At 34.3% G+C, this 14758-nt stretch carries 15 protein-coding genes and 2 pseudogenes; 11 read left to right on the top strand and 6 right to left on the bottom strand.

Annotation, left to right across the window (positions count from 1 at the left end; translation table 11 throughout):
- Positions 1 to 166: 166 nt before the first annotated feature.
- From U860_RS0113875 to U860_RS0113865, 4 genes and pseudogenes are all read left to right on the top strand, one after another.
- A complete protein-coding gene (locus tag U860_RS0113875; protein WP_002171285.1) occupies positions 167 to 328 on the top strand; it encodes a hypothetical protein in 162 nt (53 codons plus the stop codon).
- Positions 329 to 489: 161 nt separating this feature from the next.
- Positions 490 to 576, top strand: a pseudogene (locus tag U860_RS35905) (cupin domain-containing protein); the annotation flags it as partial.
- Positions 577 to 878: 302 nt separating this feature from the next.
- A complete protein-coding gene (locus U860_RS0113870; RefSeq protein ID WP_025148995.1) occupies positions 879 to 1454 on the top strand; it encodes a histidine phosphatase family protein in 576 nt (191 codons plus the stop codon).
- Positions 1455 to 1542: 88 nt separating this feature from the next.
- Positions 1543 to 1914 carry a hypothetical protein gene (locus U860_RS0113865; protein ID WP_002171287.1) on the top strand — a complete coding sequence of 124 codons (372 nt, stop codon included), beginning with the start codon at positions 1543 to 1545 and terminating at the stop codon, positions 1912 to 1914.
- A gap of 39 nt (positions 1915 to 1953) precedes the next feature.
- Here U860_RS0113865 and U860_RS0113860 read toward each other — a convergent pair whose 3' ends face one another.
- The 3 genes from U860_RS0113860 to U860_RS0113850 are packed head-to-tail and all read right to left on the bottom strand — an operon-like array spanning position 1954 to position 3549.
- Positions 1954 to 2865, bottom strand: a complete 912-nt coding sequence (locus tag U860_RS0113860) for an alpha/beta hydrolase (protein WP_025148994.1) — start codon at positions 2863 to 2865, stop codon at positions 1954 to 1956.
- Complete coding sequence (locus U860_RS0113855; protein WP_025148993.1) at positions 2826 to 3155, bottom strand: DUF3147 family protein; 330 nt, start codon at positions 3153 to 3155, stop codon at positions 2826 to 2828. The genes U860_RS0113860 and U860_RS0113855 overlap by 40 nt, the downstream gene beginning before the upstream one ends.
- Entirely contained in the window at positions 3139 to 3549 is a 411-nt protein-coding gene (locus U860_RS0113850; RefSeq protein WP_025148992.1) for a MarR family transcriptional regulator, read from the bottom strand. The genes U860_RS0113855 and U860_RS0113850 overlap by 17 nt, the downstream gene beginning before the upstream one ends.
- Before the next feature lie 125 nt (positions 3550 to 3674).
- Here U860_RS0113850 and U860_RS0113845 point away from each other — a divergent pair, with 125 nt between their 5' ends.
- Entirely contained in the window at positions 3675 to 4502 is an 828-nt protein-coding gene (locus U860_RS0113845) for a protein phosphatase 2C domain-containing protein (protein ID WP_025148991.1), read from the top strand.
- Positions 4503 to 4548: 46 nt separating this feature from the next.
- Here U860_RS0113845 and asnB read toward each other — a convergent pair whose 3' ends face one another.
- Positions 4549 to 6372, bottom strand: coding sequence for an asparagine synthase (glutamine-hydrolyzing) (gene asnB, locus U860_RS0113840; RefSeq protein ID WP_025148990.1), 1824 nt, complete (start codon positions 6370 to 6372; stop codon positions 4549 to 4551).
- Between the two features lie 267 nt (positions 6373 to 6639).
- On the opposite strand from asnB, the gene U860_RS0113835 reads away from it, so the two are divergent.
- Both U860_RS0113835 and U860_RS0113830 read left to right on the top strand, forming a co-directional pair.
- Complete coding sequence (locus U860_RS0113835; protein ID WP_025148989.1) at positions 6640 to 7206, top strand: sigma-70 family RNA polymerase sigma factor; 567 nt, start codon at positions 6640 to 6642, stop codon at positions 7204 to 7206.
- On the top strand, positions 7203 to 8303 hold the full coding sequence (locus U860_RS0113830; RefSeq protein WP_025148988.1) for a DUF4179 domain-containing protein: 1101 nt from the start codon (positions 7203 to 7205) through the stop codon (positions 8301 to 8303). Before U860_RS0113835 ends, U860_RS0113830 begins: the two co-directional genes overlap by 4 nt.
- 44 nt (positions 8304 to 8347) lie before the next feature.
- Here U860_RS0113830 and U860_RS0113825 read toward each other — a convergent pair whose 3' ends face one another.
- Positions 8348 to 9421: a hypothetical protein gene (locus U860_RS0113825; protein WP_025148987.1), complete on the bottom strand. Its 1074-nt coding sequence runs from the start codon at positions 9419 to 9421 to the stop codon at positions 8348 to 8350.
- A gap of 342 nt (positions 9422 to 9763) precedes the next feature.
- Between U860_RS0113825 and U860_RS0113820 the strand changes: the two genes are divergently transcribed.
- Both U860_RS0113820 and fbpA read left to right on the top strand, forming a co-directional pair.
- The gene (locus U860_RS0113820; protein ID WP_025148986.1) at positions 9764 to 10663 is read left to right on the top strand and encodes a cation diffusion facilitator family transporter; all 900 of its coding nucleotides are present in this window, start codon (positions 9764 to 9766) and stop codon (positions 10661 to 10663) included.
- A gap of 193 nt (positions 10664 to 10856) precedes the next feature.
- Positions 10857 to 11027, top strand: coding sequence for a Fur-regulated basic protein FbpA (gene fbpA, locus U860_RS0113815; protein WP_002118075.1), 171 nt, complete (start codon positions 10857 to 10859; stop codon positions 11025 to 11027).
- Positions 11028 to 11143: 116 nt separating this feature from the next.
- Here the strand turns inward: fbpA and U860_RS0113810 are convergent, their stop codons facing one another.
- Positions 11144 to 12331: a GTP-binding protein gene (locus tag U860_RS0113810; RefSeq protein WP_025148985.1), complete on the bottom strand. Its 1188-nt coding sequence runs from the start codon at positions 12329 to 12331 to the stop codon at positions 11144 to 11146.
- A gap of 388 nt (positions 12332 to 12719) precedes the next feature.
- Between U860_RS0113810 and U860_RS0113805 the strand changes: the two are divergent.
- Positions 12720 to 12920, top strand: a pseudogene (locus tag U860_RS0113805) (class I SAM-dependent methyltransferase); the annotation flags it as partial.
- Between the two features lie 413 nt (positions 12921 to 13333).
- Positions 13334 to 14737, top strand: a complete 1404-nt coding sequence (nhaC, locus tag U860_RS0113800) for a Na+/H+ antiporter NhaC (RefSeq protein ID WP_025148983.1) — start codon at positions 13334 to 13336, stop codon at positions 14735 to 14737.
- Positions 14738 to 14758: the final 21 nt, after the last annotated feature.

Below are 14758 nucleotides of genomic sequence, written 5' to 3'. Positions count from 1 at the left end.
CCCACTGGTTATTAGTTAAACGGAACTGGCGTTTACTAGAAGTTAATGTAGTATCATTTTTTATATTGTTAGAAAAATCAATTTTGTTACAAAAAGTTGAAATCGAAGTATTTTAAAAGAAAAAGGTTTATAATAAAAATATAACTAATTACAAGGAAGTGTAACTATGAGTACTGTAGCAATCGTGTATGGTATTATTCTTTCTACAATTTTTGTTTTATTTTTCGTTGGAGTTTCACGTTATATTCATAAATGGAAAGAAGGCGTTGCGAAATTAAATCACATTGAAGAAGAGCTTAGTGATTTAATGTTACATCATGGTAAGTAAAAGGTTTATTTTTTAACTAAACAATGTGAAGAATATCACAAAACATGCTCTCATAATGAAAGCATGTTTTTTTGTTATGTTGTTAATGGGCACATCCATAAAATTTTTTCATACGATACAGTGTGAAATCAGAAATGTTCGGAGCGGGATAGAGGGGGAAAATAAGTAATTCAGGATATATTACAGATAATAAAAATTTAAAGAAAAGCTCAGGAACTCCAAACCTTTTCTTTGACTCAAGAAAAAATGAAGAAACCTATGGAAAGTTAAAAAATAATATAGATTACTTTATTCGAGATGGTATAACAAGTGAAGAATTTAGAAAAAGATTATAATAATATAATTTTATTATGTAAACAAAAAGATGCTTTGTTTTATAAGAAATGTACTCAAAGGAATTAACCGATATCTAATCGAATGAATTGAATAGATGCGTTAATGGCAGGAGCATCAGTAGCTGTAATAATGAGTAATAAAGTTAAAAAGGTTTTATATATAAGTAGGTTGCGATTTGAAAGTAAATGATTTTAATGGGAAAGGGTTGGAGGTTATGACTACAATATATTTCGTTAGGCACGCTCACTCTACATATACAAAGGAAGAAAGGGAACGTCCCTTATCTGAAAAGGGTTGGCTAGATGCAAAGAACATAACAAGCTTGTTAAAAGATGAGAAGATAGATGTTGTTATTTCTAGTCCATACAAAAGAGCGATTCAGACCGTTGAAGGAATTGCAAGTGTAAACAAACTATCAATACAACTGGAAGAAGATTTACGGGAAAGGTTATTAAGTAAAGATCCAGTAGAAGATTTTCATGATGCTATTCAGAAAGTGTGGGAAGATTGGACTTTTGTATACGAAGGCGGAGAATCAAATGATGTAGCGCAAAAGCGTGCTGTAATATGTATGCAAAATATATTGGAAAAGTATAAGGGGAAGAATATTGTAATAGGTACTCATGGGAATATTATGGTGTTACTGATGAATTATTTTGATGCTACATATGATTTTCATTTTTGGAAAACACTTCTTATGCCTGATGTATTTAAGTTAACTTTTCATAATGAGAGTTTAGTTTCTGCAGGAAGAATAGAGCATACAGGTCATCAGGTTAATAATTTGTAAAAGTTTATCAAAAAAAGAGGAAAGAGAGAAGTTATTGTAGAAGTATGACTTTGTAACATAAAAAAATATGTTAAAGGAGGCTGTTTACATGTTTGAGAAAGAGAAAGAAGGGCTTATTGAAGTTCACAACGTATATGAAATCGCACCAGCAGATGGAGCGATTATAGGTATGGCAACGGAAGAAGAAATGGAAATTGCTGCTGAACTTGAGTTACAGTACTATGCCCATTCTCGTTTATTAGAAGCAAATATTCAGTTAGACGGTTCCTCCTATAAAGAATTACTTCAGGAGTTCCAGGAGTACGAAAAAAAATCAATGAACTTTTGGCGAGCGATACATAAACGTTTAGCTGTGCCATGGGCATGGGTACTGCGTATTGATGTTGCGAACGGCCCTATATATGTAAGCAATGAGAATTCGTATTATGAAGAAGTTGATGATGAAGAAGATTATGAATAGATAAGTAAGGAAGCAACTTTAGTTGCTTCCTTTTTTTATTTACAATGAGTGAATTGCTTCAATGATAGTATCTGGGCGATCATTTTCTATACCGTGACCAGCATGTTTGGCAAGAATATATTTGCTGTTTATTGAGAGATGTAATTGTTCACGTATAAGTTCTTGCCACATCTCTTCAAGTTGTGTAGCTTCTTCTTTTGGCATATCGCTCTCAATCATTTGAGTAATAGAATACTGGGGATCTCTACCGATAACGGTTAATGGTATTTCTAATGTTTTATATAGTTCTTTTATTGAGCGAGCGCAATTTTTCCACTCCGCCAGTTCAGAAGCTGTCGCTTTATATAATGAAGGCGATATAGAAAATTCGATATGATGTTCTGATTGATTGATGAGCATAGGTTTTAGTTCAGTATAAAGTGCATCTACATCCATTTTGGAGTAAGTATGATATTTTTGCAGCCAAATATCATCAGAATCAGTTTGATCAGAAATCGGTAAATGAAGTTCATCTAATCGGTGTAAGTTCATGGAGGTAGAATCAACTAAAATAAGTGCTTTTATTTGGTCCTCATGTAACATTGCAAAATGTTGTGCGCATAAACCTCCGTAGGAATGACCGATTAAAATGATTGGTTCGTGAATAGCTAGTTCATGTAGCAACATATGTAGTTCCTTTGCAACTTGCATAGTTGTACGTGGATTATTTCCAAGCTCACTTTCTCCATAACCTGGGCGATGGTATGAAATGACTGTAAATTTTTGTGAAAGCTTTTCTATAATAGGAAGCCAATCATAAAATGAGCAGCCCATTCCTGTTTGAATCACGACAGTTTGTTTACTATTACCTCTCATATATACTTCTATTTTTCGCCCGAGTATTTCTACTATTCTATTAATGATAATTCCTCCTAAGCTTGAAATAATTTTTGACAAGCAAAGGCGATACACCAGGCGCCTATGCCGAAGAGTATAGATGTACTAAGTGAAAAAGAGTTCTTTAAACCGATATAAACAATAAATAATAGTAATGCTGATGCAGGAAATCCATATAATACGCCCATAGCAAATTGACTTAACTCCTGTTTACTCCCACCTTCGAAAGAAATCCAAAATAAACTAAGTAAACTAATAAGAGGAAGAGCAGCGATAAAGCCACCAAGTGTACTATAATATTTAGCAAATTCGGTTACACCGCCAATAATGAGGGCGGAGACGATAATCTTAACGAGGAAATGCATATTTTGCCTCCTTAGCTAATAACGAAAAAGCTTTATCAATTAATTGTTGCTCTTCTTTTGATAGCTGTGACTCTAATATTTGTATCTTTTTTTTATCTAGTAAAGTATGCTTTTCTAATACTTCGATGCCTGTTTTTGTTAATGCAAGGTTCACAACTCTTTCATCTTGTTTATTTCTTTCTTTAATAATAAATTCCTTTTGAATAAGGCGTTTTACATGTTCGGACGCTGTATTATGAGATAGCCCAAGTTCAGAAGCAACTTTTCCAATTGTTATATCTTTCTCACGAGAAATGATTTGTAAAATGCGGATTGCTTGGTGAGAAAGATTGTCTTCATATTCATATCGTAAGTGGTAGTATATTGTCTCCCAATGTTGATTGATGTCTTTCATATGCGTAATCCTCCAATTTTTTTATGTCGTATAATAAGATATATTCGTTTGTTAAGAATTAAAATCCTCTTATTTTCATAATAAATGTTGAAAAAGTTTATTTTTACTGAAATATAAGGTAATCTATGTGTAAAGGTATACATTTAGCAAGAGAGAGGATGATAGCTGTGAATACATTTAAATGGATTAGTCATGAAAAGATGTATGTAGATCAAATACATGTTGAAAAATGTGGTCCTCTTTCAGTCGGCGTATATGGGGGGAGTCAAGAGAGTGATGCATATGAAAGAGGAGATGCAGTGCTAGCTTGGTGGGATCCGAAATTAGAATTTGAATTTGTTATGATATTTGATACACACCATAAAACGAAAAATATACATTATATAATAGAGGCCATTTCAGAAAGAAAAGAAAAACTTAAAGAGTTATTTTCATACCCAATACATTTAGCTTTTCATCATACACATATGTACTTATTAGCTTTATTTACAGATGAGCTATTTATTGAGAAATGCGATCAAGATGATGAGGAGCTCGCATGCTTAATTTGTTTGCGAAAAGGCGAGTTTTTATATTGGTTATCAGTTGGTGATTGCTTCGCGTATTTATTCCATTCTGAGAAAACGAAAAATGGAAAGGGTAGGCTAAATAAGCGTAAGAATTATGAATATATAGGAAGGAAAAATGTTTTTGCAGCGAATACACCTTGCTTTACATCAGGCGTAAGGGGATTAGAAAGAGGCCAGAACCACATTGTAATGGCGACGGATGGTATTTTAGAATGTGATAAACGAAAGTTTGATGATGATCAATCTTTAGTAGAAATATTACACGACGGAACTTGCTTACAGATTGAGCCTGTATTAACAAATGTACTTCAGTGGAAAGGTAGAGATTGTGCCACTATTATCGGATGGTCCATCGATACTGAAGATAGACAATGTGCCAATTAAGAACTGAAAAGGAGTTCAAGGGTTTTTATCCTTGAACTCCTTTTTATTAAGCAATATGAATGTGATATGTTTTTAACCATTCATTCACTTGGAGCATATACTCCATAGCACTTCTTGCTTCAAAATTGTTAATCTCTTTATTACTTTGATTAGCAATTGCAAGTATTGTGGAATGGTTAATAAGTGAGAAAACAGGATTGTTTTTATTGCTGCACATATCAAGTGTTAAATTGCGGATTGTTTGTAAATAGTGTGGATCTTGTGAGGTTGGATAAGCACTCTTTCTTCTATTTCGCACGTCGTCTGGTAAAGCAGGTTTCAATGCTCTACGCAAAATCCCCTTTTCAATATTATCAATACTTTTAATGTTGAAAGGAACGTTCCATAAATATTCAACAAGTCTGTAATCACAAAACGGTACACGAACTTCAAAGCCAACAGCCATACTCATACGATCTTTACGATCGAGCAAGAAGGGAAGGAATCTTGTTAAAAATAAATAAAACATTTGACGTTGTTTCGCTTCTTTTTTACTTTCTTCTTCAAGAGTGGGTACTTCCCAAATAGCTTCGTGGAATCGTTTATCAATGTAATGCTCAGGATTACATTGATTCGTTACGTCATTTAATAATAGAGAAGATGTGTTTTTCCAGTTTGTTAACCATGGAAACTTATCTACATATAATAACTCTTCTTGATGAAACCAAGGATACCCCCCGAATACTTCATCCGCCGATTCGCCAGATAAGGCAACGGTTGCCTCTTTTTTCATTTCGCAAAATAGTAAATATAGTGAAGTTTCCATTTCACCAGCACTCGGTAAATCTTTCGCATGGAGGGGAACAAATAAGTGATTTGCTAGTTCTTCTGCATTAACAATAATATCATGATGCGATGTCCCTACGTGCTGAGATACACGTTTTACCCAAGGAGCATCTAGACCAGTACGAGCAAATGTAAGTTCGAAATCTTTAGCACTGTTTACAAAGTCAATTGAATACGTGTGAAGTGCTTTGTGTTCCTCTGCAAATTCTTTACCTGCCAATGCAGTAATTCCACTAGAATCTAAACCGCCTGATAACATACAAACGAGGGGAACATCGGCAATTAATTGTCTTTTTACTGTATCTTGTAAGATTGATAAAATATGTGAGGATGTGTCTTCAATAGAATCTGTATGGATCTTACTTTCTAAATTCCAATACTTCTTAACTACTTTTTTATCACGTGTGAACGTTATAGAATGTCCAGCACGAACTTCTTGAATATGTTTAAAGACGCCACATCCTGGAGTTCGAAATAAGCCTAATCCAAATATTTCATTTATTCCGTCTGTATCAAGTTCAGCAGGAACAGATGGGTGAGCTAATAGCGCTTTTATTTCAGAACCGAAAATAATGCTGTTATTTCTTTCTGTATAAAAGAGTGGTTTTACACCTAAATGATCTCGTGCTAAAAACAATTGTTGCTTCTGATCATCCCATATTGCAAAAGCGAAAATTCCATTTAAATGTTGTACGCAATCTTCTTTCCATTCTAAATAAGCATGTAGTAACACTTCTGTGTCTGAGTGTGTTTCAAATGTATGACCTTGTTTTTGAAGTAATTCTCTAAGCTCACGGAAATTATAAATTTCTCCATTATAGGTAAGAGCATACGTATAATCACCAGCACGGAATGTCTTCGGTTGTTTCCCGCCTTCTGGGTCAATAACAATTAAACGCCGGTGTGCAAAAGCCGCGTGAGGTGAAAACCAAAATCCTTCAGCATCAGGACCGCGATGCTGAATACTATTTGCCATCTTTTCTAAAATCACACGTTCATTGGAAAGATCCTTCTTCCAATCTACCCAGCCTGTAATTCCACACATACATATCTCATCTCCTAATTTAAAATTATAAAAGTAGATTAATTAAATGAAATATACACCAGGTTAAAGAGCGTCTGCATAAATAGTGTACTACACTAATTGAATTACAGACTTGAGAAAATTTTCTTCAAGCTTATATTTATATGAGACAATGGCTAAGGAAAAGTATCCCATTACATACAAAAAATAAAAAAGATGAGAGAAAAAAATTTCCAGAACGTTATATAGGGTGTAAAAGCTTTTACAAAAAATAAGGGGAATCGCTACATGAAATCAAATGAGAAAAATTTTATTAAAAGATTACAGCGGCAAAAAGAAGATGCGCTAGAATTTGTTGTTGATACATATTTACCATTAATAAAAGGAATCACGCATAAAGTACTGCTGCCAATTCAAAATGATGGACTGATAGAGGAATGTATAAATGATATTTTCCTATCTGTTTGGAATAACGCAAATAAATTTCATGGAGAACCAAATGATTTTAAAAAGTGGATTGCGGCGATTGCTAAGTTTAAAGCAATTGATTATTACCGAAAAGCGAATAAAAAAGTAGAAATTGTTTCAGATGAATTTAATGTAAGCACAGAAAAATCGGCAGAAGACGAATTAATCGTTATGGAAGATAGGGAAGAATTATTGAAGCTTATTAATCAATTAGAACCGTTAGATCAAAAAGTATTCATTATGAAATATCTCCTCGGTATGAAGACAGAAGAGATAGGAGACAAATTAGGATTAACTCGAGCGGCGATAGATAATCGTGTGTATCGCGGGAAAAAGCAGCTACAACAAAATGCTACGAATATTAGTTTTGGAGGTAGTGCAATATGAAAGACATTTATGAACTATTAAATGATATTGATATAGATGAAAAAGAACTTGAGGAAATTGAGGCTTCTGAAATTGAAAAAGAAAAAGTGAAACGTAATTTAAAACAATCGATACGTACGAAGAAAAAGATGAAAACTTGGAAAAAAGGTGTCGCTGCTGCATCTATTTTAGTAGGATTATCAGTTGCAACACTCGGCATCGGATTTCCAACTTACGCTGGAGGTCTTCCTATAGTAGGTGATATATTCCGATTTTTAGATAATGGTAGAACAGGGTTATATGAAAATTATAAAGAGTTTTCGACTGAGTTGAATATGACAAAGGAGAGTAATGGGGTTAAGGTTACAATTAATGATGTAATTTCTGATGGCAGAACAGTATCTATAACGTATTCACTAGAAAGTGAGCAAGACTTAGGGAATGATCCTATCATATTAGGTGGATTGGATATAATGGACGCTCATGGTAGTACAGGAAGTGGAAAAATGACTAAAGTTACTGAAAAAAAGTATGTGGGTATGGTAACAACGACACATCATGATAGTAATAAAAAGGACAAAGTAAACTTTAGATGGAATATAGAGAGAATAGAGATGTCAGATAGGAAAAAATCAATACAAGGAAATTGGAATTTCGCGTTAACGGTAAAATCAGTGGATAGTAAAGAAAGAACAATTGGTGGGAGTTCGGAAAAAGAAGGTATAAAAGTAAATATGGAAAAGGTCGCAATGTCGCCGGTTTCATTTATTCTTTATTACAATCAAGAGGTTTCTAAGGGTGCAAGAAAAGAGTGGGATAGTGTAGATGTTGAATTGAAGGTTAAGGATGATTTAGGTAATGATTATTCTGGCGAAGGAAATGGGGGAAGTGGTAACGATCCTTACAATATTCGATGGAGTGCCACATTTCAAAAATTGAACGAAAATGCAACAAAGCTTATCGTTACACCTCATGTGAACTTGCGAGTGCATACGCCTGAAAATCATGGTGGAGTGGAGTATGTTGATGGGAAAGAGAAGAAAATTGAAGTGCCGAAAAAAGAAGCGAAGAGTAAAGATATTGTGTTAGATGATATTGTGATTGATTTAAAGAAATAAAAAGTGAGACTGCCTGAAATAAATAATTAGGCAGTCTCTTTTTGTTAAGAACTAGTAACGAGTAAAGCATGTGGATGCTGCGTTTTATATTCCTCTTTCCATGGAAGGTTTAATTGTTCCCAAGTTTCTCCGCTGTTAACGGATTGAAACACGCCATTATTATTTAAAGTGTAAAACGTATGTGGTTCTGCTTGGTTTGTAGCAAACATCGAAATGACTGTGCCAATTGCAGACGGTAGTCCTTGCTGTACTTGTTGGAAGGGAGTATCTTTCGTTTTTCGATAAATATAAGATTCATAAGGAATACGGTGATGAGCAAGATCAGCACTCGGTGCAGCAGAAACGAGAATCGTATTACAATCAGCTGGATCGATAGCCATGCTGTATAAATAATGATGTTCAAGTCCTTCACTACATGAGATCCAGCTGTTTCCACTGTTATAACTTTCAAGATATGCGCGATCGGGTCCGCCCATAAATCCGTCACCACATGATGCATAAAGGCGATTTGGGGCTTCAGGGTGCATGAGTAATTGATGAGCATCGATAGGAGCACCGAATTTTTTATCAATCCATGTATGCCCTTTATCGTTACTTTGAATAACAGCACCAGCTTCGATTGAAACATGGATTGTATTTGGATTGTTTGGATCAACTGTAATCCAGCGTACGTGATGAGTAAAAGGTCTAGGCGGGAAAGCCCACGTATAGGAAGATAATAATGATTTCATATTTTTAAGTTCAATCCACGTTTCACCACCATTTTCTGAACGGAATAAAGCACTAGGTTCTGTGCCGACATAAACGACGCCATATCCGTTAACTTGTTCATTAGAGCTTATTGTAATGGAAGTGATCGAAGAATGTAAAATACCATCTTCTTTCGGAAAATCAAAGTAACGGTAAGAATCTCCGATTGGTCTCCATGAATCCCCACCATCATCGCTTAACCATAAACCTCGTCCAAATGTTCCACAATAGACACGATTCTTTTGAAATGGATCAACTGCAATACAGGTAGGTTGCATATTTTGTAAGTGATATGCTGTTTCATAATGACCGTATTGTTCTTTGATTACAACAAGTTCACGCTCCATACAGAGAAATAGTCGTTTCAATTTTATAGCCTCCTTAAAAATTCTTTCATTAGTAAACAATATGAAAATAAAAAAGAAGTAGTCTTGTTTTTAGTTGAGAAAAAGGAATTGTTTGAAAAGTAGCGAAGTGTGTATACAGAAGGAAGCGGGATAAAGTGAAACTTTAATCAGTGGGGGTTTTGTTCATCCCCCACTGATTATTAGTTGAACCAATCGGGCGTTAACGGGCAGTTGATCTCCCATTTAACTTCTTTGCTTCAGCCGAATTTTGAGATGGGAGTCTTACTGCCCGTTAATGCGGGATAAAGAGAGAGAGCTTGTTGTATACTAACATACAGATATTGCACTTAAAGGAGCATTTGTATGGGACACTCACATGATCACGGTCATTCAAAAAATAAAAAGGCGTTACTAATTGCCTTCCTATTAACGACAAGCTTTATGATTGCTGAAGTTATTGGGGGATTTGTAACAAATAGTTTAGCACTATTATCTGACGCGGGGCATATGTTAAGTGATGCGGTATCTTTAGCTTTAAGTTTACTTGCGTTTAAGCTCGGAGAAAAAACAGCAACTACCGCGAAAACATACGGGTATAAGCGAGCCGAAATGTTAGCGGCATTATGTAACGGTGTCGTTCTTATCGTGATTTCTATATACATTTTTATTGAAGCAATTCGTCGTTTTAAAGAACCAGTTGAGATTGCTAGTAATGGGATGCTCATTATTGCTGTACTTGGTCTGCTTATTAATATTTTATCAGCTTGGATATTAATGAGAGGCGGAGATGTGAAAGGGAATTTGAATTTAAGAAGTGCTTTCTTACACGTACTAGGCGATCTATTAGGGTCAGTCGGAGCGATTATTGCTGCGTTACTTATTAAATTTTTCGGATGGAATGTTGCAGACGCGATTGCTAGTATTCTTGTGTCTATTTTAGTCATTATTAGTGGGTGGCGTGTAACACGTGATACAGTCCATATATTAATGGAAGGTGCACCGCAGCACATAGATGTTGATGAAGTGAAAAATACATTATTAACGATTGCAATTGTAAAAGAAGTTCATGATTTGCACATATGGTCTGTCACATCGGACTTTCAAGTACTAACTTGCCACCTGATTATTAAAGGTAATGAAACGCAAAGTGTATTAAAAGAGGCTACGGATGTATTAAAGGAGAGGTTTCATGTAGAACATGTCACCATTCAAGTAGAGATAGACGGTGAATTTAATCATAGTGAGACAACTTGCAAAGTATGAAAGAAAAAGGATAAGAAAAAGTGTCATAACATTTTTCGCACGACATACATATATATAATGTGGCCACAAATACTTTGTAAGGTAAATATTTCATAAGATTACTTTACTTATAAAGAATCATCTTTTATAATCAGAAGTGGTAATTGATAAAGATTATCATTTTCAATGATCGTAGAAAGGAGTTTTTTAAAAGATGAGTAGTCAACTCCGTTTTGCTGTTGAAAATCGTAAGAGGCACTTAATTGATGAGTTAATTGGAGCAGGGGTGTTTAAAGTTCGTGATCGGCAATTATACGAGCTTTCTTTAGAGGAATTGGAAAAAGAGTACGAGCATATTGAAGAATTTGCAGATATTCAGGCATAGCCATATAGAGTAGTAAAGGAAGAGCTGGTTACATGAAAATGTAACTAGCTCTTTTATCATTTTGTAGAGATCATTTGTTATATTTTTTCATTCTACTGAAGCCCTTTTATTTGAATTTAAGAAGTGTAAGTAAAAGCAGGGATAGGATCGACAAAAGTATTCCAGTCTTGCTTCATTTCTTTTTCTGTTAATAGGCAACGATCTAATGATTGTTCAATAATAGAACGATTCATTTCAATTCCGATAAATACGAGTTCAGTTATTCGATCTCCGTATCGGTCATCCCAGTTTTTCAACACTTCTGGTTCTTCTGTAATCAATTGATTTTTTTCAGCCTCAGGTAATGCTGCAATCCATTCACCAGCACCTTGTATTGTAATAGAGGAACCTGCTTGAGATAGAAGTCCTATCATATTATTGCGAGATGCGAGCCAGAAAAATCCTTTCGCTCTTACAACATCTAAAGGCCATTTTTCTAGCCAATTCATAAGACGTTCAGGGTGGAAAGGATGTTTACGACGGTACACAAAGGAATTGATACCGTATTCTTCTGTTTCTGGTGTATGGTGTTCACTATTTAACTCTTGAATCCATCCCGCTGATTGACTGGCTTCTTCATAATTAAATAAATTAGTGTTTAAAATTTCTTGTAATGGTACTTGGCTAAATGAAGACTCAATAATTTTTGCACCGGGATTTAATTTCTTTAGTAAATGACGAAGTTCTATCATATCTTCTTTTTCTAGTAAATCAATTTTATTAAGAACAATTATATTTGCAAACTCAATTTGATCTACTAATAAATCAATAACTTCTCGAGTATCATTTTCATCGATTGCCTGTTTACGGTCTAATAAACTTTCTCCATCTGCAAAGTCATCCCAAAATCTATTGGCATCTACAACTGTAACCATCGTATCGAGACGACAATTTCTCGTTAAATCAATGTTAAGAACTTCGTCTGTATAAGTAAACGTTTGGGCAACTGGAATAGGCTCACTTATACCAGAAGATTCAATCACAATATAGTCAATATCACCGTTTTCAACAAGACGATTCACCTCTATTATTAAATCTTCTCGTAGTGTACAGCAAATACAACCATTTTGAATTTCTACTAATTTTTCCTCCGTACGTGAAAAACCTCCCTTTTTGATAAGAGAAGCGTCAATATTTATTTCACTCATATCATTAACGATAACAGCTACCTTTAAGTCGCTCTTATTAGTCAAAATATGATGCAGTAAAGTAGTTTTTCCAGCTCCTAAAAAACCACTTAATACAGTAATAGGTATTTTTTTCATTAAATAATCCCTCTTTCTTAAATCGTAATGATTACGTTTTATGATAATTGATGTGAAAGAAAAAATCAACAATAAATCATAATGATTACGATTTAAGAATAGAAATAGACTATAAAATTTGTGTTGTAGTAGTATAGGGCATTTGGACAAGCATACGGTTAAATATAAATAAAATGGAGGCGAGAATACTGGTCTTTAATAGAGTTTCAAATTAATAGGGATAGTACTTATTGTAATTTTTCTTTTTTATTATTTTTGTATGTTTCACCTCGATAAGAAAGGGCTAATTCTTAATCTTTTTATGAAATAGAATCATAATTACAATGATAAAAAAATAAAGATAAGAGTAATTTGGCTTGTTAAAAATATGTGTATAAGAAGATATGAGATGAACTGGATTACTCATAAACCATCGTTTGAATTTGATAATTTTAGTCATATTATTCGCTCGCAATCTGCGTGGAGTCGACATTTAGATTTCGCATATGATTTAGTACGATTTGAGAAGCCAGAAACTTTAGTTGAGTTAGGCACATATTTAGGTGCTTCCTTTTTTAGTTTTTGCCAGGGGGTAAAAGACGGAGGATTATTTCCAAAAGGCTGTAGTGAAAAATTTTCGGAGATACTTAAAAAGAAAAAAGAAATACAAAAGATGTATAAATAAAAGAGGGGCATGCATCTGTTAAATGATGCGTGCTCTTTTTGTTATGGGGAAATATAGTACTACATATGGTTTGAAGGCCGTAGTAAAAAGTTTTGTTGTGGTAAAATTAAAAAGTTATTATTTGGTAATTCTTTCTAAATAAATAAAAATACAACATTTTTTATATTTTTCATTGCGAAAAGAGCCATCTACTTTTACAATAGAAAGGGTTGTGAATATATTATACTGGAAAAATAAATCGAAATAATATGAAAATTTTGTTTTGTCTTCGCTAATTGTATACTACATACACGTGAGACTGCATACATCATGTTATCGACTTGTAAGGAGAGAAAAAAATGAAAAGTGTAAGATTACCATCGATGCTAGAAATTATTATTCTTTTATTCCTATTTCTTGCTGTCGTCTTTTCCTTCCAAACGATTTTTGATCTCCAAATTCAATTAGCGCTATTTATTTCATGGTTTTTAGTTATTGCGCTTGGATTAAGATTAGGATTTCGTTATCAAGAATTGCAAGATGCAATTACGAAAGGGATTTCTAATGGATTAGAAGCAATACTTATTTTAGTTGCAGTTGGGGCTTTAATTGGAACGTGGATTGCTGGTGGGGTTGTACCTACATTAATTTATTATGGATTAGAATTCATTCACCCTAGCATATTCTTATTGGCAACTTTAATTATTTGTTCAATTACGTCTATCGCGACAGGAACATCATGGGGAACGGTTGGAACAGCTGGTATCGCTATGATGGCGATTGGTGAAGGGCTTGGATTACCACTTCCGCTTGTAGCTGGTGCAGTCCTGTCAGGAGCTTATTTCGGGGATAAATTATCACCACTTTCTGATAGTACAGTTCTTGCAGCTTCTATGGCGAAAGTAGATGTTATTGCTCACGTTCGAGCTATGCTCGTATTAGACGTTCCGGCGTATATTATTACCAGTATTATGTTTACTGTTGCTGGATGGATGTATGGCGGGGATAATGTAGATTTAAATAGAGTAGAGTTTTTAAAAGAAGCTTTATTAAAGCAATTTGATATTAAAATATGGATGCTTGTTCCAGCGGTAATCGTTATTGTGCTATTGGCGATGAAGAAACCATCTATGCCAACAATAGCTATGGGAGCATTAATTGGTGCAATTTGGGCAACTCTTTTCCAAGGAATGCACTTTGGAGAGGCAATTGGAACAGCATATAACGGATTCTCAATTCAATCTGGTGTTGAGTTTGTCGATAAGTTATTAAACCGTGGTGGAATTAATGGTATGCTTGGTTCAGTAGCCGTTATTATTTTCGGCTTAGGTTTTGGTGGATTACTTGAAAAGCTAGGTGTTTTAAAAGTAATCGTATCGAAATTTGAGAAGAAATTAAATTCTGCAGGTAATGTAACATTGTCTACTTTAATCGTTGCGTTTTTAGCTAACATATTTGGTTGTGCGATGTACGTATCACTTATTTTAACACCAAAAATTATGGAAGATAGCTATGATAAATTAAAAATAGACCGCCGCGTATTAGCGCGTAATTCAGAAGTAGGTGGAACGTTAACTTCTGGTATGGTTCCGTGGTCTGATAATGGTATTTTTATGGCTGGTATTTTAGGTGTCGCAACGTTCTCATACGTTCCGTTTATGTGGCTAAGTTTCGTTTCACTTATTTTAGCAGTTATTTACGGATATACAGGCAAGTTCATTTGGTATGTAGATGACGTTGAAAAAGGAAAGCAAGTATCGTAAAAAAAATACCTTCTGCCATCG

This window comes from Bacillus sp. H1a (genome assembly GCF_000633475.1).
Classification (GTDB): domain Bacteria; phylum Bacillota; class Bacilli; order Bacillales; family Bacillaceae_G; genus Bacillus_A; species Bacillus_A paramycoides.
The sequence above is the reverse complement of the archived record's forward strand: the minus strand, read 5'-3'. Positions and strand labels throughout refer to the sequence as shown.

Coding starts and splice junctions, on each gene's coding strand:
- asnB (WP_025148990.1), bottom strand. CDS start 6,372: ATGTGTGGAATTACAGGCTGGGTAGATTGGAAGAAGGATCTTTCCAAT.
- fbpA (WP_002118075.1), top strand. CDS start 10,857: ATGAGTAGTCAACTCCGTTTTGCTGTTGAAAATCGTAAGAGGCACTTA.
- U860_RS0113830 (WP_025148988.1), top strand. CDS start 7,203: ATGAAAGACATTTATGAACTATTAAATGATATTGATATAGATGAAAAA.
- U860_RS0113820 (WP_025148986.1), top strand. CDS start 9,764: ATGGGACACTCACATGATCACGGTCATTCAAAAAATAAAAAGGCGTTA.
- U860_RS0113845 (WP_025148991.1), top strand. CDS start 3,675: ATGTGTAAAGGTATACATTTAGCAAGAGAGAGGATGATAGCTGTGAAT.
- U860_RS0113850 (WP_025148992.1), bottom strand. CDS start 3,549: ATGAAAGACATCAATCAACATTGGGAGACAATATACTACCACTTACGA.
- U860_RS0113810 (WP_025148985.1), bottom strand. CDS start 12,331: ATGAAAAAAATACCTATTACTGTATTAAGTGGTTTTTTAGGAGCTGGA.
- U860_RS0113865 (WP_002171287.1), top strand. CDS start 1,543: ATGTTTGAGAAAGAGAAAGAAGGGCTTATTGAAGTTCACAACGTATAT.
- U860_RS0113855 (WP_025148993.1), bottom strand. CDS start 3,155: ATGCATTTCCTCGTTAAGATTATCGTCTCCGCCCTCATTATTGGCGGT.
- U860_RS0113870 (WP_025148995.1), top strand. CDS start 879: ATGACTACAATATATTTCGTTAGGCACGCTCACTCTACATATACAAAG.
- U860_RS0113875 (WP_002171285.1), top strand. CDS start 167: ATGAGTACTGTAGCAATCGTGTATGGTATTATTCTTTCTACAATTTTT.
- U860_RS0113835 (WP_025148989.1), top strand. CDS start 6,640: ATGAAATCAAATGAGAAAAATTTTATTAAAAGATTACAGCGGCAAAAA.
- nhaC (WP_025148983.1), top strand. CDS start 13,334: ATGAAAAGTGTAAGATTACCATCGATGCTAGAAATTATTATTCTTTTA.